The organism is Sphingomonas sp. (assembly GCF_050725575.1).
Classification (GTDB): Bacteria; Pseudomonadota; Alphaproteobacteria; order Sphingomonadales; family Sphingomonadaceae; genus Sphingomonas.
Map to the genome: position 1 here is coordinate 84,938 of NZ_JBOHHW010000006.1, position 25,064 is coordinate 110,001.

Annotated in this window: 31 protein-coding genes; 14 read left to right on the forward strand and 17 right to left on the reverse strand. The window is 64.2% G+C overall.

Annotation, left to right across the window (positions count from 1 at the left end; translation table 11 throughout):
- Window positions 1-137 precede the first annotated feature (137 nt).
- The 7 genes from ACRECS_RS06325 (at window position 138) to ACRECS_RS06355 (ending at window position 7,512) form a co-directional block, all read left to right on the forward strand.
- The gene (locus ACRECS_RS06325; RefSeq protein ID WP_431582116.1) at window positions 138-2,525 is read left to right on the forward strand and encodes a VIT domain-containing protein; all 2,388 of its coding nucleotides are present in this window, start codon (window positions 138-140) and stop codon (window positions 2,523-2,525) included.
- Window positions 2,525-3,307 carry an archaeosortase/exosortase family protein gene (locus ACRECS_RS06330; protein WP_431582117.1) on the forward strand — a complete coding sequence of 261 codons (783 nt, stop codon included), beginning with the start codon at window positions 2,525-2,527 and terminating at the stop codon, window positions 3,305-3,307. The genes ACRECS_RS06325 and ACRECS_RS06330 overlap by 1 nt, the downstream gene beginning before the upstream one ends.
- Before the next feature lie 53 nt (window positions 3,308-3,360).
- Window positions 3,361-3,882 carry a hypothetical protein gene (locus tag ACRECS_RS06335; protein ID WP_431582118.1) on the forward strand — a complete coding sequence of 174 codons (522 nt, stop codon included), beginning with the start codon at window positions 3,361-3,363 and terminating at the stop codon, window positions 3,880-3,882.
- Window positions 3,883-3,895: 13 nt separating this feature from the next.
- Window positions 3,896-4,612: a response regulator transcription factor gene (locus ACRECS_RS06340; RefSeq protein WP_431582218.1), complete on the forward strand. Its 717-nt coding sequence runs from the start codon at window positions 3,896-3,898 to the stop codon at window positions 4,610-4,612.
- Complete coding sequence (locus ACRECS_RS06345; RefSeq protein ID WP_431582119.1) at window positions 4,603-6,165, forward strand: HAMP domain-containing sensor histidine kinase; 1,563 nt, start codon at window positions 4,603-4,605, stop codon at window positions 6,163-6,165. Before ACRECS_RS06340 ends, ACRECS_RS06345 begins: the two co-directional genes overlap by 10 nt.
- A 305-nt stretch (window positions 6,166-6,470) precedes the next feature.
- Complete coding sequence (locus ACRECS_RS06350; RefSeq protein WP_431582120.1) at window positions 6,471-7,046, forward strand: DUF1579 domain-containing protein; 576 nt, start codon at window positions 6,471-6,473, stop codon at window positions 7,044-7,046.
- A complete protein-coding gene (locus ACRECS_RS06355) occupies window positions 7,030-7,512 on the forward strand; it encodes an N-acetyltransferase family protein (RefSeq protein ID WP_431582121.1) in 483 nt (160 codons plus the stop codon). Before ACRECS_RS06350 ends, ACRECS_RS06355 begins: the two co-directional genes overlap by 17 nt.
- A 55-nt stretch (window positions 7,513-7,567) precedes the next feature.
- Here ACRECS_RS06355 and ACRECS_RS06360 read toward each other — a convergent pair whose 3' ends face one another.
- Window positions 7,568-8,431 carry a MipA/OmpV family protein gene (locus ACRECS_RS06360; RefSeq protein WP_431582122.1) on the reverse strand — a complete coding sequence of 288 codons (864 nt, stop codon included), beginning with the start codon at window positions 8,429-8,431 and terminating at the stop codon, window positions 7,568-7,570.
- 134 nt (window positions 8,432-8,565) lie between these two features.
- Here ACRECS_RS06360 and ACRECS_RS06365 point away from each other — a divergent pair, with 134 nt between their 5' ends.
- The 3 genes from ACRECS_RS06365 to ACRECS_RS06375 all read left to right on the forward strand — a co-directional run bounded on the left by ACRECS_RS06365 (window position 8,566) and on the right by ACRECS_RS06375 (window position 11,346).
- Window positions 8,566-9,312: a response regulator gene (locus tag ACRECS_RS06365; protein WP_431582219.1), complete on the forward strand. Its 747-nt coding sequence runs from the start codon at window positions 8,566-8,568 to the stop codon at window positions 9,310-9,312.
- Window positions 9,305-10,747, forward strand: a complete 1,443-nt coding sequence (locus tag ACRECS_RS06370) for a sensor histidine kinase (protein WP_431582123.1) — start codon at window positions 9,305-9,307, stop codon at window positions 10,745-10,747. Before ACRECS_RS06365 ends, ACRECS_RS06370 begins: the two co-directional genes overlap by 8 nt.
- Window positions 10,748-10,857: 110 nt before the next feature.
- The gene (locus ACRECS_RS06375; protein WP_431582124.1) at window positions 10,858-11,346 is read left to right on the forward strand and encodes a VOC family protein; all 489 of its coding nucleotides are present in this window, start codon (window positions 10,858-10,860) and stop codon (window positions 11,344-11,346) included.
- A 117-nt stretch (window positions 11,347-11,463) separates the two neighbouring features.
- Here ACRECS_RS06375 and ACRECS_RS06380 read toward each other — a convergent pair whose 3' ends face one another.
- From ACRECS_RS06380 to ACRECS_RS06405, 6 genes are all read right to left on the reverse strand, one after another.
- Window positions 11,464-12,036 (reverse strand): outer membrane beta-barrel protein, encoded by a 573-nt coding sequence (locus ACRECS_RS06380; RefSeq protein WP_187760631.1) that lies wholly within the window; start codon window positions 12,034-12,036, stop codon window positions 11,464-11,466.
- Window positions 12,037-12,198: 162 nt separating this feature from the next.
- Window positions 12,199-13,317, reverse strand: a complete 1,119-nt coding sequence (locus tag ACRECS_RS06385) for an acyltransferase family protein (protein WP_431582125.1) — start codon at window positions 13,315-13,317, stop codon at window positions 12,199-12,201.
- Window positions 13,318-13,376: 59 nt separating this feature from the next.
- Window positions 13,377-14,063 (reverse strand): alpha/beta hydrolase, encoded by a 687-nt coding sequence (locus ACRECS_RS06390; RefSeq protein WP_431582126.1) that lies wholly within the window; start codon window positions 14,061-14,063, stop codon window positions 13,377-13,379.
- Between the two features lie 97 nt (window positions 14,064-14,160).
- Window positions 14,161-14,418, reverse strand: a complete 258-nt coding sequence (locus tag ACRECS_RS06395; RefSeq protein WP_431582127.1) for a hypothetical protein — start codon at window positions 14,416-14,418, stop codon at window positions 14,161-14,163.
- 236 nt (window positions 14,419-14,654) lie between these two features.
- Window positions 14,655-15,425: a LytR/AlgR family response regulator transcription factor gene (locus ACRECS_RS06400; protein ID WP_431582128.1), complete on the reverse strand. Its 771-nt coding sequence runs from the start codon at window positions 15,423-15,425 to the stop codon at window positions 14,655-14,657.
- Window positions 15,422-16,477, reverse strand: a complete 1,056-nt coding sequence (locus ACRECS_RS06405) for a sensor histidine kinase (RefSeq protein ID WP_431582129.1) — start codon at window positions 16,475-16,477, stop codon at window positions 15,422-15,424. The genes ACRECS_RS06400 and ACRECS_RS06405 overlap by 4 nt, the downstream gene beginning before the upstream one ends.
- 234 nt (window positions 16,478-16,711) lie before the next feature.
- On the opposite strand from ACRECS_RS06405, the gene yghU reads away from it, so the two are divergent.
- Together yghU and ACRECS_RS06415 are read left to right on the forward strand one after the other, a co-directional pair.
- Window positions 16,712-17,590 (forward strand): glutathione-dependent disulfide-bond oxidoreductase, encoded by an 879-nt coding sequence (gene yghU / locus ACRECS_RS06410; RefSeq protein WP_431582130.1) that lies wholly within the window; start codon window positions 16,712-16,714, stop codon window positions 17,588-17,590.
- Entirely contained in the window at window positions 17,590-17,769 is a 180-nt protein-coding gene (locus ACRECS_RS06415) for a DUF4169 family protein (protein ID WP_431582131.1), read from the forward strand. The genes yghU and ACRECS_RS06415 overlap by 1 nt, the downstream gene beginning before the upstream one ends.
- A 51-nt stretch (window positions 17,770-17,820) precedes the next feature.
- Here the strand turns inward: ACRECS_RS06415 and ACRECS_RS06420 are convergent, their stop codons facing one another.
- Window positions 17,821-18,126, reverse strand: coding sequence for a UBP-type zinc finger domain-containing protein (locus ACRECS_RS06420; RefSeq protein ID WP_431582132.1), 306 nt, complete (start codon window positions 18,124-18,126; stop codon window positions 17,821-17,823).
- 102 nt (window positions 18,127-18,228) lie between these two features.
- On the opposite strand from ACRECS_RS06420, the gene ACRECS_RS06425 reads away from it, so the two are divergent.
- Window positions 18,229-18,930 (forward strand): methyltransferase family protein, encoded by a 702-nt coding sequence (locus tag ACRECS_RS06425; RefSeq protein WP_431582133.1) that lies wholly within the window; start codon window positions 18,229-18,231, stop codon window positions 18,928-18,930.
- Between the two features lie 95 nt (window positions 18,931-19,025).
- On the opposite strand, the gene ACRECS_RS06430 is transcribed toward ACRECS_RS06425, so the two are convergent.
- Genes ACRECS_RS06430 through ACRECS_RS06465 form a run of 8 tightly spaced genes read right to left on the reverse strand, consistent with a single transcriptional unit; the run spans window position 19,026 to window position 23,654 of the window.
- The gene (locus tag ACRECS_RS06430; protein ID WP_431582134.1) at window positions 19,026-19,229 is read right to left on the reverse strand and encodes a hypothetical protein; all 204 of its coding nucleotides are present in this window, start codon (window positions 19,227-19,229) and stop codon (window positions 19,026-19,028) included.
- On the reverse strand, window positions 19,222-19,656 hold the full coding sequence (locus ACRECS_RS06435; protein ID WP_431582135.1) for a Bbp16 family capsid cement protein: 435 nt from the start codon (window positions 19,654-19,656) through the stop codon (window positions 19,222-19,224). The genes ACRECS_RS06430 and ACRECS_RS06435 overlap by 8 nt, the downstream gene beginning before the upstream one ends.
- A gap of 45 nt (window positions 19,657-19,701) precedes the next feature.
- A complete protein-coding gene (locus ACRECS_RS06440) occupies window positions 19,702-20,724 on the reverse strand; it encodes a major capsid protein (protein ID WP_431582136.1) in 1,023 nt (340 codons plus the stop codon).
- A gap of 3 nt (window positions 20,725-20,727) precedes the next feature.
- Window positions 20,728-21,390, reverse strand: a complete 663-nt coding sequence (locus ACRECS_RS06445) for a hypothetical protein (RefSeq protein ID WP_431582137.1) — start codon at window positions 21,388-21,390, stop codon at window positions 20,728-20,730.
- A complete protein-coding gene (locus ACRECS_RS06450; protein WP_431582138.1) occupies window positions 21,326-21,664 on the reverse strand; it encodes a hypothetical protein in 339 nt (112 codons plus the stop codon). The genes ACRECS_RS06445 and ACRECS_RS06450 overlap by 65 nt, the downstream gene beginning before the upstream one ends.
- Window positions 21,661-23,283 (reverse strand): portal protein, encoded by a 1,623-nt coding sequence (locus tag ACRECS_RS06455; RefSeq protein WP_431582139.1) that lies wholly within the window; start codon window positions 23,281-23,283, stop codon window positions 21,661-21,663. Before ACRECS_RS06455 ends, ACRECS_RS06450 begins: the two co-directional genes overlap by 4 nt.
- The gene (locus ACRECS_RS06460) at window positions 23,283-23,471 is read right to left on the reverse strand and encodes a hypothetical protein (RefSeq protein ID WP_431582140.1); all 189 of its coding nucleotides are present in this window, start codon (window positions 23,469-23,471) and stop codon (window positions 23,283-23,285) included. Before ACRECS_RS06460 ends, ACRECS_RS06455 begins: the two co-directional genes overlap by 1 nt.
- A gap of 3 nt (window positions 23,472-23,474) precedes the next feature.
- Entirely contained in the window at window positions 23,475-23,654 is a 180-nt protein-coding gene (locus ACRECS_RS06465) for a hypothetical protein (RefSeq protein ID WP_431582141.1), read from the reverse strand.
- A 141-nt stretch (window positions 23,655-23,795) separates the two neighbouring features.
- Between ACRECS_RS06465 and ACRECS_RS06470 the strand changes: the two genes are divergently transcribed.
- Complete coding sequence (locus tag ACRECS_RS06470) at window positions 23,796-24,125, forward strand: hypothetical protein (protein ID WP_431582142.1); 330 nt, start codon at window positions 23,796-23,798, stop codon at window positions 24,123-24,125.
- Window positions 24,126-24,285: 160 nt separating this feature from the next.
- Here ACRECS_RS06470 and ACRECS_RS06475 read toward each other — a convergent pair whose 3' ends face one another.
- Window positions 24,286-24,918: a LysE family translocator gene (locus ACRECS_RS06475; RefSeq protein ID WP_431582143.1), complete on the reverse strand. Its 633-nt coding sequence runs from the start codon at window positions 24,916-24,918 to the stop codon at window positions 24,286-24,288.
- Window positions 24,919-25,064: the final 146 nt, after the last annotated feature.

The following is a 25,064-nucleotide window of genomic DNA, read 5'->3' on the forward strand; positions in this document are numbered from 1 at the left end:
CGGCCAAAATTCTCTTCTGACCCGCGCCGCCTGCACAGCTTCTGCATGACAATTCCCCGGCATGTCCACGCCGTCCGGAACACACGACGATATCGCTCCGCCACAGCGTCTTGACCAAAGCCGTCAGGAGCGTCGCCATGTCCTACCGCACCCCCGTCAGTTCACCGCCCGGTACGCCGGCACTGATCATCGGCACGATTTTCCCGGCACTTGTCATCCTGATTGAGCTGGCCACTGGCCTGTGCGCCGGTGCCTTTTTCGATCCGATGCCGACGCTCGCCCATGTCCTGCTGGTGATGAGCGTTCCGCTGATCAATTTCTTCCTGTGGCGCGCCGCGCGGCGCGAGGATGCGCCAAAGGCTGTATTGATCATAGCGGGCGGCGCGGCGATCGGGATTGCGGCGGGCTATGCGCTGGTGTTCCTGCCGATGCTGCCGGTCGCGCTGGTGACGATCATTTTCTTCGGTTTCGGCCTGTTGCCCTTCGCGCCGCTCGGATCAATGATCATTGCGATCCGGCTGACCAATCTCCTGACCGACTGGATCGACCATAGCGGCCGGCGCATCGCAGCCGGTGTCATGGTCGGGCTGGTCGCACTTGTCGCGGTCGATGTGCCCGCCACTGCGACCTATCTCGCGGTCGGCTGGTGGCAGGGCGACGTCGCCAGCCAGCAGCGCGCCGCAACGACAATGCGCATGATTGGCGATCGCGACATCCTGTTCCGGCTCGGCAGCGGCGACACCGGCCGGGCGCCAGGCATATTGAGTTTCATTGCCTCCAGCTGGCAGTCGGGCGGCTTCGGCGCGCCGCAGGCCTCGTCCACCGCCGCGCGCGAACTCTATTACCGTGTCACCGGCACACCCTTCAACGCGGTCGATCCCACCATTGTCGCGGCGGCTGCACGTCGCAACGGGATGTTCGATTGGGATGAAGACCAGGGCGGCACGTCGGTCGGCGGACGGATCAACGATCTGGCGCTGACCGGGTCGCGGATCGACGGATCGATCAGCGGCGCGGACAGCCTTGCCTATTTCGAATGGACCGGCACCGTCACCAACCGTGGCGACCGGCAGCGTGAGGCGCGGCTGACCATGGCCTTGCCCGAAGGCGCGGTCGCGTCGCGCGCCACCTTATGGATCAATGGTGAACCGCGCGAGGCGAGCATCGGCGGGCGGGCCGAAACGCGAGCCGCCTATGCTGCGGTCGTCCAGCGCAGCCGCGACCCATTGCTGGTGACCACCGACGGGGCCGGACGGCTGCTCGTCCAGGCCTTCCCGATCGAACCCAATGCCGCGATGCAATTCCGCATCGGCATCTCGGCGCCGCTGGCCATCGCCCGCGATGGATCGCGCAGCGTGTCGCTGCCGGCGATCGTCGAGCGCAATTTCAACATAGCCGCCGATCAGCCGCACAATGTGTGGGTCGAGGGGGACACGCCGATTGCCACGACTGCGGCACTCAGGCCTTCTATCCTGGAGGGCAAGGCTGGCGTGACGGGCATGATCACCGAGGCCGATTATGCGCGTGCGCGACCGCAGTTGCGCATCACGCCGATCACAGGCCCGAGCCTGCGCAGCGGCACAATAGCCGCTGCCGGCAAGCAGCCCGCCATCATCGTCACGCAGCGGATCGACCGCGTCGCTGTAACGCGCCCTGGTGCGCTGGCGATCGTCGTTGATGGATCGGTCGGCGACAAGGGCGCGGCCGACGCACTGGCCGCCACGCTGGATACGCTGCCCCGCGGCTTGCCCGTGTCGCTGCGCATCGCCGCGGAGCAGCCGGTAACGGTCGCGCTCGCACCCTGGAGCTCGGCGCAGCGCGACCTGGTGCAAAAAACATTGTCCGCCGCCACCTTCTCGGGCGGACAGGACAATATTCCGGCGGTCAGCGACGCGATCGCCGAAACATCCGGCGCGAACGCGATATTGTTATGGATCCACGGGCCGCAGCCGGTGAGATTCGACCGTTCCAGCGCACGGCTCGATCAGATGCTCGAACGTTCGACCGCCTTGCCCAGATTGGTGCGCTATCAGGCGACTGCGGGTGCCGCCATCACCGAGCAAGGCCAGCCCTGGTTCGAAACCGCGCGCTTCGTATCGCCGACGGCCGATCCGGCGCGCGACCTGCACGACTTGATCGAGGATATCACGCAAAGCGGTACCGCGTGGCAGGTGACGCGAACCGCCGAAGCGCCGGGCACGGCGATCCCGGGATCGATCCATATCGCGCGGCTCTGGGCCGCCGGCGAGGCGACCAGGGTTCTGAATGGCAAGAAAGCGCCGCGCAAGGCCGCGATCCTGCTTGCACGGCAGGCCAATGTCGTCACCCCGATCAGCGGCGCGGTGGTGCTGGAAACCGACGCCAACTATAAGGAGAACGGGCTGGCCGTCCCCGATCCGGACGCCGTTCCGACCATTCCCGAGCCGCATGAATGGGCGTTACTGGCCATCATCGCGGCGTTGCTTGTCTGGCTATGGCGTCGCCATCGCCGGCTCGGCTCACCGTCTGCACTGGCGCTTGCCTGATGCATCCGGTGCTCGCTCTGGCACTGGCCGCGCTGGCCTTCTGGGATGCCGGACGACTGCTTGCCGGGCGGCTAGGGGACGGACTGACCTGGCTTCCGCTCGCTATGGTCGCGGCGGCGCTCGCCTGGCCGATGGCACGCAAGCTCCGCGACGGTAAGGCCGGTGCCGTGCCGCCAATGCTGTTATGCACCATCTTCGCTGGCTATGGTCTCGCCGCGCTGACCGCACCGCCGTTGATCCGGATGAGCATCGCCGTCGCGGGCCTGGTACTGATCCTGCGCCAGGCGGCGGGCGGCGATTTCCCGGTCGCCCCGGCGTTCGGGCTTGGCCTGCTCGCACTGCCGGTATTGCCGAGCCTCGAATTCTTCCTCGCCTATCCATTGCGGCTCGTCTCGGCGATGCTCACCGCGGGCCTGCTTCGCCTGGGCGGGATCAATGTCGGGGTGGACGGTGTCGCGCTCGACTGGAACGGCGACCGGCTGTTGTTCGATGCCGCCTGTGCCGGGGTGAAGATGCTCTGGGCGGCGCTGTTGCTGGTCAGCGCGATCGCGCTGGCCGCGCGGTTCACACCGTCACGCTATGCGCGCGCCATTGGCCTGGCGATCGTGCTGACCGTTGCGGCCAACGCGCTCCGCGCGGCAAGCCTGTTTTATGTCGAGAACGGTTTCGTGCCCCGATTGAACGGGCCGTTCACACATGAAGCGGTGGGGATCGCGGCCTTCATCATGGCGGCCGCCGCACTCGTGGCGACGGTCGCACCACAGGTGGAAAAATCGGCATGAACATCGATCGCCTCGGGCCTCGCCATTCCCGACATCTTTGGGGATCAGCGACAATGGGGCTGGCCGTCCTGCTCGCTCTTGTCGCCGCCGCTTTGCCCCTGTTTCCGACAACCGGATCGCCCTCGCCGCTCAACACTGCCCCCTGGCCAACCCATTTCGAAGGACGCCCGATCAACCGCATTCCCGCCACCGCCACGGATAAAGCCCTGGCCGGTGACTTTCCCGGACAGATAGCGCGCTTCAGCGATGGGCGCCGCCAGATCGTGCTGCGCCGTCTCTCCGCCGCGACGCGGAGACTTCATCCGGCCAGCGATTGCTTTCGCGCAATCGGCTATTCGGTTGAGCCGGCCGCGATGCGCATCGCCCCCGATGGCAAGCCTGCGGCTTGCTTCACCGCGACGCGTGACGGTCGCGCGCTGCTGGCCTGCGAACAGGTGCGCGGCACGCAGGCCGAAGAAGCCTGGCCCGATGTTTCGTCCTGGTATTGGGCGGCGCTGCTCGGCCGGTCGACGGGCCCCTGGACCGCGTCGCTCACCGTCGAGCAAGCGCCGTTGACGACCGCCACCCCGGAGTGACACGGTGCACGCAATGTCCCACCATATCCTTGTCGTCGATGATGACCCCCATATCCGCGATCTGCTCAGCTTTGCGCTGACCAAGGCAGGCATGCGGGTAACGGAGGCAGCGGACGGCGAGGCGGCCTTTACCGTCATCGCGACCGATGCGCCGGATCTGCCGATCGATCTGATCGTGCTCGACATCAACATGCCGCGTCTGAACGGGCTCGACCTGTGCCGTCGGTTGCGCGCCTCCAGCCTGCCACAGGCCGACCTGCCGATCCTGTTCCTGTCGTCGCGCGACGACGAGATCGACCGCATCGTCGGGATCGAGGTCGGCGGCGATGATTATGTCGTGAAGCCTTTTTCGCCGCGCGAAGTCGTCGCACGGGTCGGGGCGATCCTGAAACGCCAGAATGGGTCGAACGGCGCGGCGGGCGCCAGCAGGCACGTCGTTCACCGCCGCCTTGCGCTCGACCCCGAGGCATGGGAGGTACGCTGGGACGGTATACCGGTGGCGACCACCGCGACCGAATTCCAGTTGCTCCTGCTGCTTGCCTCATTGCCCAGCCGGGTGTTTTCACGCGATGCAATCATCGACCGGCTGCACGGTCCGGGCTTTGCGGTGACCGATCGCACCATCGACAGCCATGTCCGCAACCTGCGCGCGAAGTTCATTCAGGCAGGATGTAGCGACCTGATCGAGACCCGGGCCGGGATCGGCTATCGCATCGGCGCGTGCGCCTGATCCGCCTGCTCAAGGATTGGGCCAAACGCCACTGGCCGGCGCTGCCGCTGCGCACGATCCTGTTTGGTACATTATTGTTTACAGCCGCTCTGCCGGGCTTCGGCGCGGTGTTCCTGCGCGTCTATGAAAACACCATCGTACAGCAGACCGAGGCCGAGTTGATCGCCCAGGGCGCTGTGCTGGCGGCTGCCTATAAATCCGCCTGGAATGACGGCAAGCCAGAGCCTCAGGCTCAGCCTCTGGCGCCCGAACCGCCGCAAATCGACCTGCGCACCATGACCGTATTGCCGCCCGGCACGACCAATCCCGCAGCGCATCGCGCCGACCCGCATGCAATTGCGGTGGCGCGACAGATGCAGTCGATCGCCGATGATTCCGCGGCCGTGACACTCGCCGCCGTGCGCCTGCTCGATCGCGACGGCATCGTCATACTGGGCCGGCAAGATCTCGGCCAGAGCTACGCCGGCGCGCCCGAGGTCGGCCGCGCACTGACCGGGCGCAGCGGCACGGTGCTGCGTCAGCGCCAGGAGTTTCGCGACGGCATTTTCTGGGAAACGATCAGCCGCGCGGCGACCATTCGTGTGCACCATGCACGCCCCGTGATCGCGCAGGGGCATATCGTCGGGGTGGTCATGCTCTCACGCAGTCCGCGCGGATTGCTGCTCGGCATCTATCAGGATCGCGGCAAGATCGCACTCGGCGTGGTGCTGATCTTCGGCACGCTGCTGGTGCTGGTGGCGCTGCTGTCGCGCGGCATTGCCCGGCCGATTGCGACCTTGACCCGCGCCACTCAGGCAGTCGCGCAAGGATCGACCGAAATTCCCGAAACGCCGCCGACTGCCGCGATCGAGATCCGGGAGTTGTTCGACAATTTCCGCATCATGGCCGACCGCATTGCGCTCCGCTCGCGCTATCTGCGCGATTTCGCGACCGCGGTGAGTCATGAATTCAAGACTCCGATCGCCGGTATTCGCGGGGCACTGGAACTGCTTGACGATCATTGGGCGACGATGGATGCGGATGATCGCCGCCGCTTCATGGCCAATGCCAGTGCCGATGCGGAACGGTTGCAGCGTCTGACCGATCGGCTGCTCGACCTTGCCCGCGCCGACATGGCGAAAGGCGACAGCGCGGCGATCGCGGATATCACCCCCGTCGCCCGGCGCGTCGCCGCGCGCTTCGGTACGATGCAGGTGTCCGTCGCCACCGATCTGACCAACGCATCCGCGCGCATTGCACCCGAGGTGCTTGAAACCGTCCTCGACACGCTCGTCACCAACAGCGCCCAGGCCGGCGCGCGCATTGCATCGATCGCGATCGACCGGGCAGGTGACGATATCGTGATCGTCGTGCGTGATGACGGCCCCGGCATCCCGCCCGCCGATGCCGAACGCGTGTTCGAACCGTTCTTCACCGGGCGGCGCGAAAGCGGCGGCACCGGCCTTGGCCTGTCGATCGCCCGCTCGCTGCTCGCGGCCACTGGCGGCACGATTGCGATATTGCCGGCCAAACAGGGGGCAGTGGTGGAGATACGGTTGATGACGGGCGGCTAGAGCCGCGCACCCGCCGGCGGTCAAATCTTGATTAAATATTTGATATAAATATATTTATTTATAATCCACCGAGCGCGCGGCGGAAGCGGGGCTGACACATTCCGGTGTCCCATATCTCCCGCCGTTCGCCCTCACCCACGCGCACGCTGATCCCCGCAGCACTGCCGCCAGTAGCGATTCAACCATCACACAGGACCGGGCATGTCATCTCGCCGCCACGCCGTTCCCAACAGCGTGACGGACTCTCGTTCAGTGTAAAAGCGCGTTAGGTTTCTGCTACCACCTATCCTGTCGAAAGGATTCACATGAGAGACTCTGGCATCACTCGGGCGATCGTCATGATGGTCGCACTGTGCGGACCGGCGCCCGCCTTCGCATCCGGCCAGGCTTCCGCACCGGTGGCGGCAGCATCGGCACCGTCGGGCGCGCATGATTTCGATTTCCAGTTCGGCGAATGGCGCGTCCATCACCGCGTCAAGCGCCCTGCCACCAGGGACTGGATAGAATTCGACGGCACGAGCAGTGTGCGTCCGGTGATGGGCGGGTCGGGGAACGTCGAGGATAACCGGTTCGACAAGACCGGGGGCGTCACGCGCGGCGTCGCATTGCGTGCCTTCGACCAGAAAACCGGCTTATGGGCGATCTGGTGGGTCGATGGCCGCGCACCGCACGGCCCGATCGACCCGCCGGTCAAGGGTCGCTTCGACAAGGGCGTCGGCACCTTCTATTCCGACGGCACGATTGACGGCAAGGCAATGCGCGTGCGCTATACTTGGAGCCGCATCACGCCCCGTTCGGCGCATTGGGAACAGGCCTATTCGTTCGACGGGGAAAAGAGCTGGGACACCAATTGGATGATGGATTTTGAACGAACGCCATAAGGTTACGCTGCGCCTCGCACGACCGACCGACAGCAACGCGATGAAGGTCATCCTGCAGGACACGTTCGAGTCCGTCTGGCGCCCCAACATCTCCCCTGCCGCCGCGGCCGCCTATCTCGATGAGGATCGGGGCGGCGCCTATGTCGATCAGCACGGGCATGAATTTCGGGTGGCCGAATTGGACGGCGAGGTCGCGGGGCTGGTGCATTGGCAGGATGATTTCATCCATGCCCTGCATGTCGGATCGGCCTATCGCCGTCACGGCATTGGCTTGCACCTTATGGATCTTGCCGAAAAGGGGATGGCGCAGAGCGGCATCGGCCAAGCTCGGCTGGAAACCGATACCTTCAACGAGCCGAGCCGCGCTTTCTATGAAGCCTGTGGTTACATCGAGGCTGGCCGCTATCCTGATGAGGAATGGAATAGCGACCTGACCACGATCCTGTTTGTCAAACAGCTACGCTGAGTATCCCGGAGACATGACAGCCAATGGAGATGGCCATCATGCCTCCGAGATGAGATCAGAAGTGATAGGCGACAAAGAGGCCGCCCTGCCATTGGTCAGGTGATCCGCGCAGCTTCACGATCGGCGCACGACCGGCATCGCTGAGCAGCCGCGTATAACCGCCGGTCGCCGTCACCAGCCAGTGATCGGTCAGCCGATAGGTCAGTGCGAGCGAAGCACCCGCATCCTTCATGCCTTTGTCGGCATTGAACACCGGCAAACCGCTCCGCACCGACTGGGTCGGGGTCACACTGAAAAAGCTGGTCATGTATTTCCGGTCCGCCCAGCTGGTCGTGCCGCTGGCCGACAAGGTCAGTCGATCGGCCAGGTCGAAATCGACCCCCGCATCGAGCTGCGCGACGAGACCATCATGTCCGCCCGCGACATCCTTCGCGACCGAGAGCTGCGCCCAGCCGCGGCCGACCTCGATACGACCTGCACCGCCGACTTCGATCGAGGTTCCGATATCGCCCAGCCCGGCAAGATCCTTATTGCGGTCCTGCGGACGGTCGCGGCGATAGCGCGCGATCGGCCCGAATTTGAGCTTTGCGTCTTCGGACAATTGGAGGCGCAGAACATTGACGCCGATTTCGGGCCCGCGAATATAGGCGATGTCCTTGTACGCGACTGAGATGAACGGGAAGGGCTGCGCCTGAAAGTCGTTCGACCCTTCATAATCGGGTGCGTAGATCGCGCCCGCGCCGATTGTGATGTTCCAGTCGCCCTCATCGACCTGATCCTGACTTTGGGCATGGGCGCGTGACGATGCGAGGATCGCCGCGGTCACCGCCATGCTCGAAAACATGATCAGCAGAAACCGCCCAAGGCCGGATTGGCGTGAAATCCCGCGCCTGATGGCCGGGTTGAAATACTCGATCATAAATGCTCCGCAGCTATCGTTTGCAGGGCTGCTTCTAGGGAGCGGCGGTCGCGGGCCGATAACCTGAGGGTGTCGATTTGTTACGGTATGTGTCCGGTGCAGACTTGCCGGAAAACGGGCGCTATCTGCACATCATGGCGACCGCACGCTTACCTCATATCCTCGTCGTGGATGACGATCGTCAGATCCGGACCATGCTCGCTCGCTATCTCGGCGACCATGGCCTGCGCGTCACCATGGCGGCGGACGGGCGAGAAATGGAGGCATTGTACGGGGGCCATCAATTCGATGTGGTCGTCCTCGATGTGATGATGCCCGGCGATGACGGCTTCACCCTGTGCCAGCGGCTGCGCGCGCGCAGCACCGTGCCGATCATCCTGCTCACCGCGCGCGACACCGAAACCGACCGTGTCATCGGGCTGGAACTGGGCGCGGACGATTATGTACCCAAACCGTTCAACCCGCGCGAACTGCTCGCCCGGATCCGCGCCGCACTACGTCGGGCGACGATGATGCGCGAACGTGCCGACAGTGGAGCCGCGATCCAGCATCGCTATCGCTTTGACGACTGGACGCTGGACCTGGCCCGGCGTTCGCTCGTCTCTCCGCGCGGCGCGCGGGTCGATCTGACGACCGGCGAGTTCGACCTTCTGACTGCGCTGGTCCAGCACCCTCATCATGTGCTGAGCCGCGATCAGCTGCTCGATCTCGTCCATGGCCGCAGCAATCTCAACATCGATCGCAGCATCGACGTGCAGATCAGCCGGTTGCGCCGCAAGATCGAGGAAGATCCGCAGGAGCCGATGCTGATCAAGACCGTGCGTAACGGCGGCTATGTCTTCACCGCCCGCGTCACTGCCGGGGCGCCGGGTGATGATTGACCCGGGGCGACACCTCGCCCGGCTGCGCCTCGCGCCGCGCATCGGCCTGGCCATTCTGCTGACGGTGATCGCTGCCTATCTGCTCAATCAGGGACTGCGCGCGATGATCCCGCCGCCGCCCTTTCTGTTCGTACAGCGTGCCTGGCTGATCGACGCCGTCGCAGACGGCGCAAAGGCGGCACGACAGCCGACCACCGATCCCGCCGCTCAGTTCGGCCGGCTTCCGGCAGCGCGCTATCTCGACTTCACGGTGCGCCGCACACTGCCGCCCGATGATGGTCAGGGCCCAGAACTGGGCCGGCAACTGCGCCAGTCGATTGCGGATAAACTAGGCCTTCCGCTCGACCGCGTCCGCGTCGCAACAAGTACCTTCGACCAGGATAATGTGGAACGCAGCGCCCGCACTACCGTGGGGATCATCCCGGAACTCCCGGCGATGCTGACCGCCGAAACGCTGGCCAGCAATGAAAGCAGCGTGCTTGGCGATCTGCTGATGTCGGTGCGACTGGACGATGGCACATGGCTGTCCGTCACACAGCGCAGCCGGGGCGGGCCATGGCGCCATTATCTCCGCTACGCCTTTGGCATGCTCGGTTATCTGCTGATCATCATCCTGTTTTCGATTTGGATTGCCCGCAGCATCGTTGCCCCGCTCAGCCGGCTTGCCGCAGCGGCGGAGCAACTGGGCCGCAATCACGAGCCGACCCTGATCACAGGCATGCGTCTGCCCGAATATGTCGCGATCGCCGACACCTTCAACACCATGCAATTGCGGCTGAAACGCTTCATCGACGAACGCATGGGAATGCTTGCCGCCATTTCGCACGACTTGCGCACGCCACTTACCCGGCTCCGGCTGATGGCCGAATATGTCGATGACCGCGAACAGCGCGAGCTGCTGCTGCTTAATGTCGGCGAGATGGAGACGATGGTCGCCGACGCACTTGCCTTCATGGCGGCCGAGGCGCGGCGCGAACCGATCGAGACGCTGGACGTGTCCGCATTGCTGATCAGCCTGGCCGACGATTATGGTGATATGGGTGAGGATGTCGGCTATTCGGGGCCCGAACGCATCGACTTGCCGTGCCGCCCGATCGCCCTCAAGCGCGCCTTTTCCAATCTGATCGGCAATGGCTGCAAATATGGCGGCGCGGTGCGGATTATACTCGATGCAGCGCCCGATGCGGTGATCGTCGACATCCATGACAATGGTATTGGGATCCCGCCCGATCAGGTCGAACGCGCCTTCACGCCGTTTGAACGGCTCGAAACCTCGCGTAGCCGCGAAACCGGCGGGTCGGGCCTGGGGCTTTCGATCAGCCGTGACATCATTCGTGGTCTTGGCGGGGATATCGATTTCGTCAGACCCGAGAACGGCTTTATCGTCCGAGTCACCCTGCCCCGCCCCGATCCGGGCAGCACGGTTGCTCCGTAGCGCCCGGCCTTGCGACAGGCGGCGCGAGACGCCGAAGAAACCGAAGGAGCCGAAACGGGTTGATATCCGATCGGGCCCGACCGACCGGGCGTCACTTGGGAACCCAGTCGATGAAGGCCAAATCCACCCCGAAGGGCTATCACAGTCTGACGCCCTATATCGCTGTCGAGGATGTCGCGAAGGCTGTCGATTTCTATAAGACAGTGTTCGGCGCGACCGAGATAATCAAGCGCGAGATGGGTGGCCGGGTGCTGCTCGCCGGGCTGCTGATCGGCGATTCACATCTCATGATCTCCGACCTGGCGAATGAGGGTGGCTCTGCGCCAGAGCGGATTGATGAGCCGAAATATTCGGGGGTTCGGGTCTATCTCGACGATGTCGATGCTGCTTTCGCCCGTGCACTCGCTGCCGGCGCGACTCAGGTCAGCGCGGTCGAGGATCAATTCTATGGCGACCGTGTCGGCACGCTGATCGATCCGTTCGGCAATGCATGGCGATTGTCGCAGCATCTTGAGGATTTGTCTGGCGACGAAATAGAGCGGCGCATGGTGGCGCACGGTGGACGCAGCCAGCGAATGAGCGGCGCTTCACGCGAATGACGAGACGGATGTCTTATCGCGACATCGGAACATGGTTCGTGGCGGCCAATGCACCGCACGACCGGCACAAGCCGGCGAAAAATGCGGGGAGCGGTAAACCCGCTCCCCGCACATCAATCAGAAGCGGAAACCAACGCCGATCAGGCCCTGGTGACGCTGAAGGTCAAGGTCGTCGCCAGCGATGTCGCCAACGCTGTAGTTGGTGTAGACATACTCGGCCTTCACATAGGTGTTTGCGCTGACATTGACTTCATAGCCCACACCGAGGTGGAAGCCGTCGGCATTGCCGGCGAGATCGGTATCTTCGATCGACAGACGGCCGTTGCTGTAGCCACCCTTGGCATAGAGCAGGCCCTTGCCAACCACGCCACCGACGCGAACACCGGCAGTGATGTTACGGCCGGCCTTGAGGCAGGTGCCGAGTTCGCATGCCTTGGTGGTCGACCCTTCGATGCCGGCATAAGCGCCAACCACGAAGCCCGACAGTGCCGCGTCATAGCCAGCTTCGACGCCATAGTCGAAACCGGTCCGGCCCACGCTGTCACCGTCGAAGCTGAGGCGGACATGATCGACGCCGACGCGCGCTTCGACGCGGGCACCGCCCTTGAATTCTTCGGTCGCGTCCTGCGCCATTGCGGGTGTGGCGACTGCGAGCATGGCAACGGATGCCAACAAGAACTTGATCTTCATTGTTTTTCTCTTTCTGCGGAAAACCACTGCTTTTGCAGTTGGGGCGTGCGTTTACCGCGCCGAATGGCAAACGCAATCCACTAATGCCATCTTGACTGCCGGTTATTCTCTGGGTGTTGCAGGCCTGCAACACAGTGGTGCCGACATCACACCCGGTCCGGCTTACAGCCGCAGCAGCCAGCCCCGTCGCCGCAACCACAGGGTAATCGCAATCGACACCGCGCCCGCGATCACCGCGAACAGCAAGGATGTCCAGGCCGGCGACAAGCCAATTCTGCTCAGCGTCCCGAAAGACAGTCCCCACAAACTGTCCTCCCCGACATTCTGGATCAACAGTCCCGCGAGCAGCGCCTGGACGACATAAAGCGTCAGCGCAGTCTGGCCGAGCAGCGCCACGAAAAGCGCCCCGCGCCGGGCCCAAGCCGAAGCCTCGAGCCGTGACCAGACGGCGCGCAATAGCCCCCACAGCGCCAGCCCCAGGCCGGTGGTGAGCAAAGCAAAACTCGGTGTCCATAATGCCTTGTTGAACGGCCACCACAATGCCGCCACGCCGGCGAGTATGAGGCAGAGTACCGCCGCCGCGCCAATGAGGCGCAACGACGAGCCGCCCGTGCGCCCCCTGTGCTGCCCCCTGTGCTGCACCATCCGCTGCACCGTCACCCCGATCATTCCGCTGGCGATTGCCGAAAGGGTCGATAGCAATCCTTCGGGGTCATAGTCGGGACGAAACGGCCGCCCGGGCAGCGCGAGCCGGTCGAGCCATGCACTCATTCCCTGCCCTTGCCCGAAACTCGCGGCCGCCTCCCCCGGAGCGGGCACGAACAATAATGCGCCATGGACGGTCAGGAGCAACCCGGCGACAATCAGCGGAACCCGCCAACCCCTGATGACGAGACACAGCCAGGCGCAGGCAAGATAGACGATCGCGATTCGCTGCAGCACGCCGGCGACGCGCAGCGCGTGCGGATCGGCACTTGGCCGGTACAGCCAGTTGATTGCCACACCGATGAGGAACAGCAGCACCGCGCGGCGCAGCACCGCGGCAAACACGCCCTCCCGCGCGCGCCGGTCGAGCGCCAGCGGTACCGCGAGACCGGCGGCAAGCAGGAAGAAGGGAAAGACCAGGTCGGCAAGCGTGACGCCATTCCACTCGGCATGTTCGAATGCGCCGAACGCCACTGGCCCCGACCCTTGCAGATTGACCAGCACCATGCCGAGCACCGCCAGCCCGCGAAATGCATCAAGCGCGAGGTCGCGGTCATTGGTCGATACTGCCGGCATGATCTCTCCCCCGTCTCCTTCCGGAAACAGGCTTCAGCCTAGCCTCGCGGGGTCAGTGATCAAGCGGAAGCGGCTTCGTCGATCAACGCCGCCACGTCGATCGGTAACGACGCCAGCGACGCATGGCTCGACCGCAGCGTGATGACCTTGCGCGCGCCGAGTTTGGCCGACATTGCCCGCTGGGCGTCCGGCGCGATCATGCGATCCTCGCTCGAAATCTGATACCATGACGGCTTGCCCCGCCAGGCAGGCGCGGTGATGGTATCGCCGAACGTCGCAGCGATCGGCGCTTTTTGGGTAACACCCATCACCAATCCTTCCTCCGCGGTCAGATCCTGACAGAAGCTTTCATGGAACTTGTCGGGCTTCACCCAAAGGAAGCCATCGTCATCCAGGATAAGATTCTCGCCTCCGGGCGACGGATGCTGCGCGCTGATGCTGCCCGGGCTTTCACCCGCATCCGGCGCAAAGGCGGCAATATAGACCAGGCCCACGACATTGTCGTGATTGCCGGCCGCGGTGATGACCGCACCGCCATAGGAATGCCCAACCAGCAACACCGGCCCCTTGACCGACGCGATCATCTTTCGCGTGCGCTCGGCATCGTCGGCAAGAGAGGTCAGCGGATTTTCCACCGCACGGACACCGGAATGGCCGAGCCGCGCGAGTTCCGGAATGACCTTCGCCCAATGCGCCGCGCCGCCCCAGAACCCATGCACCAGAATGATCGTCGGTTTATGCGCCATCTCGATACCTCCGAGTCGTCCGACCCGGAGTCTGAACCTTGAATTCGATCATGCCAAGCAAGGCCGGCGCCAGGTAGCACCGGCCCTGCCGATCGAATCACTTTTGCGGCGTGGCGGCCGGCTTGGGTTCTGCCGTCTCCGTGGGAGCGGGCGCTGGCTGTGCCGCTTCGGTTGTGGGTGCCGGGGTTTGCGCGGCGCTCGCAGCGGGATCGGCAGCGGGCGTGGCGGCTGGAGTCGGCGTGGCGGCGGGCGCTGGCGGGGTCGCTTGCGCATCTTGCGCAATCGCTGCCGACGTGAAGCCAAGCGTGGTGCAGCCCGCAAGCGAAGTCAGTATCAGGCGAGTCTTGATGGTCATTGCTATCTCCCAAAGCGCGACGAGCAGGATGTCGTCAGGATCGGCCAAAGAGTTCCGGCCGGAATAAGGTCGTGCCGATGGTCCGGACCGGGGGGATGGGCCCGTCCATCGGACAAAGCGGCTATGACCGGCTATTGAGCGCCGCCAACGCCCATTGCGGCGACCGTCAACGATACGCGATGAACGTCCCGATCGCGGAACACTGACGCACCGTAAAGGCGTCAGGGTAGTGGCGATCAAGCCTCCAGGCGCTTGAGCAATGTACGCAACCCGCCACTGAACTTGCGCCCCACCGGCGCTTCGCCGCCGCTCGCGAGAAAAGCCGCCAGTGCGCCCGTCGTCTTGCGCCGCAGACCGGAAATCGCACTTCTGCGGCAAATCGCCGAGCGATGAACGCGAATGAACGCGGCCGTATCGAGCTGTATCTCAAGCGCCGACAGGGTCATCCGCACCAGACCGCCGCGGCCATCATTGGTGTGAAGGCGGACATAATCACCCTGCGCCTCGATCCATTCGATCTCGTCGACCCTGATGCGCACGGTTTCGCGGTGACGATGCGCCCACAGGCTCTCGATTGGCGCGCCCGGATGATCGTCGCCACTCGCGGTCCGATCGACCACCGCCGGCGGCCTGGCGCGGCCGTTCAGCCAGTAGATCGCCCGATCGACCGCCTGCACCAATCGATCGGGCGCGACCGGCTTCATCAGATAATCGGCCGCGTCGACCCCGAATGCCCGCACCGCGTGCGAATCGAATGCGGTCACGAAGATGATTGCTGGACGATGGCGCTCAGGCAGCCGAGCGACGAGATCGAACCCGCTCAACCCCGGCATCGCAATATCGAGGAAGAGGATGTCGGGCCGCAGCGTGGCGATCATCGCCATCGCCTCACTCGCCTTGCTGGTCGTCCCAACAACCTCGACCTTGTCGAGTGGTGCCAGCGTCCGGGCCAGTCGCGCCAGTGCCAGCGGCTCATCATCGACCAGCATCGCGCGCAATCGGGTCATGCGGCGATCTCGATCGGCAAGCGGATTTCCGAATGGAATCCGCCTTGCGGCCTGATTGACGTAGTCAGGGTGGCGCGATCGCCGAAATGAACGGACAGCCGGTCGCGGACGTTGCGCAGTCCGACACCCGTCCCATCGGTTCGCGGCACCAAAGCCACGCCATCATCCTCGATCACGATTTGCACGTCGCCCCCGCATCGCATCGCCCGGATCGCAATGCTGGTCAGTGCTTCGGACTGCTCGACCCCGTGACGCAATGCGTTTTCGACCAGCGGCTGCAAAATCAAGGCGGGTACCAGAGTGTTTGTCACTGTATCGGGAATATCGACGATCACGCGCAATCGCTCCGAAAAGCGTACCTGTTCGATTCCGAGATAGAGACGCTGCAGCTCGATTTCCTCATGCAGCGGAATCAGCCGTTGCGGGTCGCCGTCAAAGGTACTGCGGACGAATGCCGACAGGTTAAGCAACATCACTTCCGCATCGGCGTTGCGATGTTCAAGTACCAGCGACGAGATCGAATTGAGCGTGTTGAACAGGAAATGCGGATTGACCTGATACCGCAGTGCCGCGATCTGCGCCTCCTGCGCCAGGCCCGTCATGCGCGACATATGCCGTCGCTGATCCTCGACCTGCCAATGATAGATCAGCGCGAGATAGGTTCCGGTCCAGGCCAGGCAGTAGCCGAGCCAGATCAGCACCCATTGCGCCATATCGGCAAGGCGCAGCGGGCCGAGCCCGGGCAATGGCGCGACCACCCGGTTCATGAATGTGGCGAACAAGGTGAGCGCGAGCGCCATCGCGATCGCCCCGGCCATGCCGCACACCACCCACACCACGAAGGAGCGCGTGCGCAACTGATCGAGCAGGCGCACCATCACCAGGCACAGGATCGTGCCGAACGCGGCGGTGACCAGCCGGCGCGGACCGATCACGTTGAACGGCAGGTCGCTGACCAGTGCGGCACGGATCGACAACATGCCGAAAGTGAAGATCCAGAACGCGGCGATCAGCAGCAGCGCCGACCGGCGACGCGGTGATATCCATGGCATTTTCCCGGCCAGTACCGGAAATGGAGCCGCGGCCGCTTCCGAACGCGCCATATCGTTTTCGGTCGACCGCCGCATGATCTCACTCGCCCCGATCGGCCTCCCGCCGATTATCGACGTCTAGGACTTGCCGGGAAGATCGCCAAGCGACGGATATCGCCGACCCCCCATTGCCGTGAATCAGTCGAGCACCCACCTATGCCGCGTCCCATAGTGCACCATCCGGAGCCAGCATCGATGACCGAAGCCCCCGCCTATACGCCCCCCAGTGTCTGGATCTGGAACAAGGAGAATGGCGGCGCCTTCGCCAAGATCAACCGGCCGATCGCCGGGCCGACGCACGACAAGGAGCTGCCGGTCGGCAAACATCCACTGCAACTCTATTCGCTCGGCACACCCAATGGCGTGAAGGTGACCGTCATGCTCGAGGAATTGCTCGAGCTCGGTCACACCGGCGCGGAGTACGACGCCTGGCTCATCCGCATCAGCGATGGCGATCAGTTCGGCAGCGGCTTTGTCGACGTGAATCCCAATTCGAAGATTCCCGCGCTGCTGGACCGCAGCGGCCCCGAGCCGATCCGCGTGTTCGAATCCGGCGCGATCCTGATGCATCTGGCGGAGAAATTCGGTGAGTTCCTGCCGACCGACCCGGCGAAGCGCGCGGAGTGCCTGTCCTGGCTGTTCTGGCAAATGGGCAGCGCGCCGTTTCTCGGCGGCGGCTTCGGCCATTTCTATGCCTATGCGCCGGTCAAGATCGAGTATGCGATCGATCGCTATGCGATGGAGGTGAAGCGGCAGCTCGATGTGCTCGACCGCCGCCTGGCCGACAATGAGTATCTCGGCGGCGCCGACTATACCATCGCCGACATCGCGACATGGCCCTGGTACGGCGCGCTCGTCCAGGGGCAGGCCTATGGGGCGGGCGAGTTCCTGCAGGTGCAGGATTATACGCATGTCCAGCGCTGGACCGCCACAATCGCCGCGCGACCGGCGGTGCAGCGCGGGCGGATGGTCAACCGCGTGATGGGCGATCCCGCGAGCCAGCTGCACGAGCGGCACGATGCGAGCGACTTCCTGACCCGTACGCAGGACAAGCTGGAAGTCGCTGCGGAGTAATGGCCGACATTGTCAACCTGCGTGCCGCCCGCAAGGCGAAAGCCCGCGCAACCGCGGCGAGCCAGGCTGATATCAATCGGGCGGCATTCGGCCGCACCAAGGCCGAGAAGCAAAGAACCGACCTGGAGGCCAACCGGCTCCAGGTCGGGCTCGACGGCGCGAAGCTGGACAGGGACTAGCCTCAACGCCTGCCCGGATCACCGCGCAATGCGGCCCAAGCAGACCCTGCCTTAATAGTAGCGCGGAATCGGTCCGCGTTGCGGCGTCTGATCGGGCAGGTCGACCACCACGCGATCGACATAGCACCAGCCCCAGCCCTCGGGTGGGTCATAGCCCTCGATGATCGGATGATGCGTCGCGTGGAAATGCGCGGTGGCGTGACGGTTCGGGGAATCGTCGCAGCATCCGACATGCCCGCAGCTCCGGCACAGCCGCAGATGCAGCCACTCACTGCCCATCGCCAGACACTCCTCGCACCCGCGCGCACTTGGTGTGACCTGATTGATCGTGCTGGTATGAATGCAATCGCCGGACATACGGAGGCTATACCGCAACGCGGAGCCACGGCGCCAGCGGATCCGGATCGTGCGGATCTGCGTTTTGAAGCTGAGGCCCTTTTCATGGAGAGGATCACGCCAATGGACGCGCCGCAAGACCCCGCCGCCATGTCTCCCGCCATGGCGATTGCCTATGCCATCGGCTTGCCCGTCGCTCTGCTCGCCCTGGTCTTCGCGCCTGTCGGCAGCCTGGGGTGGCGACCGGGCTGGATTTTCATCGCGGTGCTGGTCGTCACCCTGGCGTTGTCGACATTGGTCGTGGCCAGGCTCAATCCAGTCATCTTCCGCGCCCGCAGCCGGTTCCAGCCGGGAACCAAGGGCTGGGACAAGGCGCTGCTGTGGATCATGCTGCCGGCAATGATCGCGATCATACCGCTGGCCACGCTCGATGCCGGGCGGATGCACTGGTCGGCGATGCCATTATCCGTAGTGGTGCTGGGCTATATCCTGCTCATCGCCGGCATCGCCGGAACGGGCTGGGCGCAGGCGGTCAATCCGTTCTTCGAGCCCGGCGTCAGGATTCAATCGGAACGGCATCAGCGCGTGATCGATTCCGGCCCTTACCGCGTCGTGCGGCATCCGGGCTATATCTCGGCGCTGCTCATGTTCTGGGGCCTGGCGTTGGCCCTTGGCTCCTGTTGGGCGACAATTCCCGCCGCGATCGCCTCGGCAGTCCTCGTGCTGCGCACCGCCTGGGAGGACCGGCTGCTGCATGCCGAGCTTCCCGGCTATGCCGATTATGCGCGCCGGGTGCGGTCCCGCCTTTTGCCGGGCATCTGGTAGCCTCCGCACCGGGATCAATCATGCGATCCCGCTTCGATGGAATGGATGGGTGTCGGGGGACTGTCCGCCAGCCCCCGACACCCAGGGTCCAGCCCCTAGTGCTTCGGCTGACGCCGCCGGCTTGCGGCAGCACCTGCCGTGACCCGCTGACCACCCGGCGCAACCGTCCACGCCTTTCCCCTGGGCGCATTGGTCACGAACACCTGACCGGGCTGATAATAAGCGCCACCGGTATAGACCGGGTGCGGCGCGGTATAGGCCCTGAGAGACTCGCCGGTCACCGCACTGGCCTCAGCCATTGGTCTGGTTGCCCGCCGTCACGCCGGCGGTGATCTTCCCCAATGTCGGCGCGGTGCCGGCGACGGTATATTTCAACCGCGCATACCGTTCGTCGGTGCCGAGCGGGATCGACTCCGGCAGCAGCAGCTTCGCCCCCGCCGCCAGATCGGCCACCGCATAGGCGGGCGAGGTCCACACCGTCTTCGCACTGGCGAAACCGGCATTGTCGTCGGTCTCGACTGCGATCGTCAGAGAGGTGAGATTGTTGAAGCTCTCCGTCACCGTCACCTTGAGCGGTACGGCGGCCCCCTTGCCGATATCGCGGACGAGTGCCGCGGCCGCACCATAGACGATGCCGGTCGCGCCAAGGTCGACGATATTGGTCGAGGCCGCCGTCGCCGTCACGGCCTGAGCGTTCGAAAAGAGCGTGGTTGCATCCATGATCATGTCGGAAATCTCCTGAATTGTGAAAGCTGGGGACAGTGCCGCGCCTCAGACCACGCGCGCTTCGGCGTTGATCAGCGCATCGGTCTCGCGGATCGGAATGCCGCGGTACGACAACACTTCCTGTCCCTGCAGTTCCATCGGCTTCAGCATCAGCGCGCCATTGGCGCTGTTGGTGCCGAGCGCATCGAGCGCGGACAGCACGTCGCGGTTCATGTAGATCACCGTACGGCCCTGGGCCGCCACCTCGCCGCTCATCTTCGCGGCGCGGCGTCCCTGCAGCTTGTAATAGGCTTGGCGCATGAACTTGTAGAGCTCGACCGTGCCCGCCAGCGTGTCGGAATAATCGATATTGGCGATACGCGCGTTGAAGCGCCAGTCGCGCACCGCGACGCCGACATGCTGGCGGAACAATTCCTCCTTCACATAATAGACACTGCCATTGTCGCCCTGAGCGCGCTGTTCGCCCTTCTCATCGCGCGTCACGCCGGCCTTGGTGCCCTTGGGGTGGATCAGCGTGGTGTAATTGTCGCCGTGGGTGACGAACCAGATGCTGGTATTGTCGGCCCCCGTACCGCCGGCATCGACGATCTGGTTGCCGGCACCTGCGCCGCCGATCTTGTTGTAGCGCGCCGCCAGGCCCTTGAAGCGTTCCGGCGTGGTGGCGGTGTCATGATAGAAGAAGCCGCGCTGCACTTCCTGCGCCATCGCCTCGAGATAGGCGCGGCCTTCGGACAGGCGCACCGCCGCCGGGTTGGGCGAGATATCGAGCAGCCGGGTATCGACCGTCGACAGCCCTTCGACGAAGCCGGTCGTATCATCGACCTGCTGCGTGGTGCTCTTCGACTGCGGAATGCCCTGATAGAGTATGCCCCAGCTCACCGTGGGCAGGCCGGTGCGGATGGTGTGGCGATGCACGGTGCCCATGTTGCACTCGGCGGTCACCGCGTCCTCCATCAGCGGATTGAGCTGGCGCAGCACTTCGATCACTTCGCCGGTCTGCGCGTCGCTGCCGCCCGCGCCCTTGTACATGTCGATGAGGTTGAGGAATGAATTACCGATCGTGGCCATGACTTAATGCCCTCCCTTGGGTGTGTCGTCGGGGTAGAGCGTTTCCGCCGGACCCTTTCTGGTGGATGATGCGGACTGTCCGCGGGTGAAATTGCTGTCCTCGCCGATCGCCTTGCCGACCTTGTGGAAGGCGCGGATCATTTCGGGGTGGTTGCCGAGGCCGCTCTCGTCGAGCAGCACGCGAAAGGGTGAGCCGCGCGTGAACCCAAGCGCGTCGAGCGCGGAAGCCGCGGTGGCGATGGTCCGGTTCCAGTGCGCGCCGCCAATCTCCGGATCGGCCCGTGCGCTGTCGAGCCACGCCTTGCGGCTCGCCTGCACCTCGGACACGATTTGCTGGTTGAGCCGGTCGGTAATGCCCTTGGCGAAGTCCGCCGCGACCGGCATCAGCTTGTTGGCTGCCTCATTCGACAGGCCAAGCTCGCGAAATACCGGCGTCGCCGCCTCGATCGCCACAGGGTCGAGCGTGATGCCCTCCGGCGCGGTCAGTTGATAGCTGTGCGGGATGCCCGGGGCGACAGTCGCGCCGTCAAGTCCATCGTCGCTTCCGGATGTCGGATCCTGCCCCGCGCCAAGCGCGGTGGGATCGTCATGGTCAAAACCGTCAGTCGTCGTCGGGGTCTCCCAACTCTGACTGGAGGTCTGAATAAATGCTGTTTCGTCTGCCAAATCTTTTCTCCTTTGGCCGCGATTGGACCTGTTCGCGCAGAGTTTGAATCAAGGTGAGAACAGGAATTGCGGAAGCGGATTGTTCGGGCTGCGCGTCTTCCAGCTCGCGCAGGATCTCGAGCGCAAGCGAGCGGCGACCTTCGAGATACAGGGTGCGACCGTCGGCCGCCGATGCGCTCGCGTCGAACAGGCCGGCACGCTCGATCAGCTCGAAGAGAAAACGGCGAAAGGCCGGGTTTTCGAGCAGGGTGAGCTTGTCTGTGAACTCGGTCATTGCGCCATGCCCGCCAGCGCCTTGACCGCTTCGGCGCCGTCCCTGGCCGGACCGGCCATTGCCGCAAGCTTGGCCGATTGCGCCTCTTGCGCTCGCCCGTCGCGCAGATCCTGCGCATCGTCGACCGAGCGGATGATCCTCGGCGGCGCCCCCGCACGGTCGGCGAAATCGTCCACCGCCGCGTCGATATCCAGCCGGTCGCCGGCTTCCGGAAACTGCGCGGCGAGCGACCCGATGAACGACACCGTCCGCTCGATCTGGCCGATCCCGATCATCCGTTGCATCTGGGCAAGGATCGATACGAAATCGACCTTGATCGGCTCGCCCTGCAAGTGCTCGGGCGCGGGCGGGAACAGCTGCTTGCGCGCCATGATCCCGAAGGTGCGGTCGATCGCCACCTCCAGCTTCTCGTTATTGACGCGTTCGATCACCGGTCCCAGCTGAGTGAGCTTCTCCTCATTGCGACTGGCGATCTCCTCGATATTGCGCGGCTGGATGCCGGCCATGTTGGTGATCGCCATGAACAGATCGGCATAGGTCAGCCGCCCGACCGCATCGGCGCAGCGCTGCACATCTTCCATGATCGCGCCGATCGCCGCCGGGTTCATCTGATACGGCACGATCACGCCGGCGGCATCGATCGCGGATGCCGAGACGATATTGCCCGCCTTCCCGGTCAGCTTGATCGATGCGGGCACGATCTTTTCCGGCCTGACCAGGAACTCGGTCGCCTGGGTCTTGCGCCTGGTCTGCAATTGCAGCTCGCGCATGTCGGGCAGCGCATCGAACCCGGGTGAGGTGCCATAGGTATCGCCCCCGACCGTATCCCAGCGCGGTGCCCAGAAAGGCTGTTCCTCGAACCCGCCGATGCTCAGCAGGCGATCGGCATTGCCGTCATTCTCATCCCAATACACCGATCGCCACGGCTTGCCGCGCGCGTCCCTTATATCCGGCATCCGATCGTCATTGGGCTCGATCGCGTGGATGACGTTGACCGTCTCGTCATATCGTCCATTGCCATGAGCAGTGCGCACAAAGTCGCTTGCGCCGTCGAGCCCGAATGACTGCACCAGTTGATGCACCGTCATCGGCACGCGGCGGTACAGCGTGTCGGGCACGCTCGCATCGGACAGGGCGATCCAATATTCACCCGCGGTCAGCGAATGGCACACCGAGCCCTCGCGCCAGTGATCGACCATCACGCACGCCTCGGTGCCGAACATGCCCATCTCGGCATAGCCGGATTTCATCGCACCGTAGAAATTGGTGCCGGCCAGGAAGGCGTACATGCGCCGCTCGACCTCGGCCAGCCAGGTCTTCACGGCGCCATCGGCGGCGAGATCCTCGTCGAACGGCGCGAGCCGGAACCAGGGCCGCGACGGTGAGGACAGGCCGCTGGTCATGCCGCCGGTCAGCGTGCGAAAACTCAGGATCGCATGGCTGTTGTGGATCGCTTCGTTGCTACGCCGGAAATTGCGGTTCCGTTCCTCATTGAGGAACCGCGAGCGCGAGGGTTGAGCGCATTTCGCGATCTCGCGCCACTCCGCCTCATAGGGCAGGCGCGCGGATTTGAGTGCGGACAGGCGCCGGTTGCAGCGCTCCTTGAGTGTCTGTGCCATCAGCCGCCCAGGATCGTCGTGGTCGATGCGCTGCCCATGCCGAGCGCACCGGTATAGGCCGACGCCATCAGGGCGCGGCGGCGGCGGATTTCGTCATCGACGCGCAGGGCCGTCGCGCCGCCATCGGGCAGCTTCAGCGCCTGGCGTTCGGGAATGGTCTGCGCCTTGGGCGGTTTTGGCGTGCACATGATTCAGCCTCCCAGCACGGTGGTGGTATTTGCGCCCGGGGCATTGCCCAGCGCATTCGGGTTGACGCGCGGCGGCGCGGCTACCGCAGGAATCCGGCGTTGCGCGCCATTGGTGGACGGTTGCGAACCGCCCCTGCTATCGGACGATTTCCGCCCCACGATGCCAAGGACGATCCTGCGCATGGCGTCCCCTCCGGCTGAATTGCTTGAACACATGAACATGGGTTAGCCGCGCTTCCGGCGATGTTGAATCGGGCGGCACACAAACACCTGGCCATGGTTCGGGTAGGACAATTTGTCCGACCTTGCGGGCTGGCTCCGCATATGCCGGATACCTATATCCTGCTCGTCGGCCAGTTACCGGCCGACCGCGGAGTTTCCCTTGTCATGGCACGGCCCAACGATACCGCACGCGACCAGTTTCGGCGCATGATGATTGTGATCACGGTGGTCGCGGTCGTGATGGTCGCCGGCGCGCTCTATGCGCTGTCGCTCAACGGCCCGCTGACGATCCATCTGGTGGTCGCAACCATCGCCGGCGTCTTCCTGTCGGTGCTGCTTGGCTGCGGTCTGTTCGCTGCAGCGTTTTTCAGCGACAAGAGCGGCCACGACCAGAGTGTGACCGACGCGACCAGCCGCAAGCCGAAGGACTAGCGCGCTTTCGAGTCGGCTTGATCTGCTCCTTCCGTTCGGCCTGAGCTTGTCGAAGGGCCGTTCTTCTCTTTTCGACGCAGAAGAAAAAGGACGGTGCTTCGACAAGCTCAGCACGAACGGGGGAAGGTGATTCTACCCAGGTCGATGAAATTCTGGCCCCTTATCGCCGTGCAAGCGCCAGCTTGATCCCGAAGGCGATGAAAACGCCGCCGGTCAGCCGGTCTATCGACTTGACCACCGCCGGCCGCGACAGCGTGCGCGTCAGCGGCACCGTCGCGGCGATCAGGATCCCGAGCCATGCGGTGCCGATCACCACGTGGATCAGCGTCAGCAGGAAGCTGAACAACGCGACATTCGTCCCTGGCGGCACGAACTGCGGCAGGAAGGTGATGTAGAACACGCCTACCTTCGGATTGAGAATATTGGTCAGGAAGCCGCGCGCAAAGACCTGCAACGGCCGATCCGCCTTCTGGACGCCGCCCGCCGCATCCAGATCGATCGACCGCCGCGGGTTGAGGATCAACCGGATTCCCATCCACATGAGATAAGCGGCGCCAGCCCATTTCAGTGCGGTGAAGGCGATCTCCGACGCCGCCAGCAACGCCCCCAGCCCGACCGCAACCGCAGAGCCCCAGACGAGACAGCCAAGGCCGATCCCGGCCGCCGCGAGCAGGCCGCGCCGCGCGCCGCCACCGGTCGCCGTGCGAAGCACCATCGCGGTATCGATCCCGGGCGTGATCGACAGCAAGGTAGCGGCCGCGACAAAGGCGATCAGCGACTGGACGACCGTCATGCGAAACTCCCGCTCTTGGATTCGTGACACCCTAACAAGCGGTTACAGCCTCAGCCAGAGGCAGCATGATAACAATCTTTGGCACACCGCGCGGTCCAGCTATCAATTTCCTGGATAGCAGAAGGGGGTCTGCCATCCATATTGCT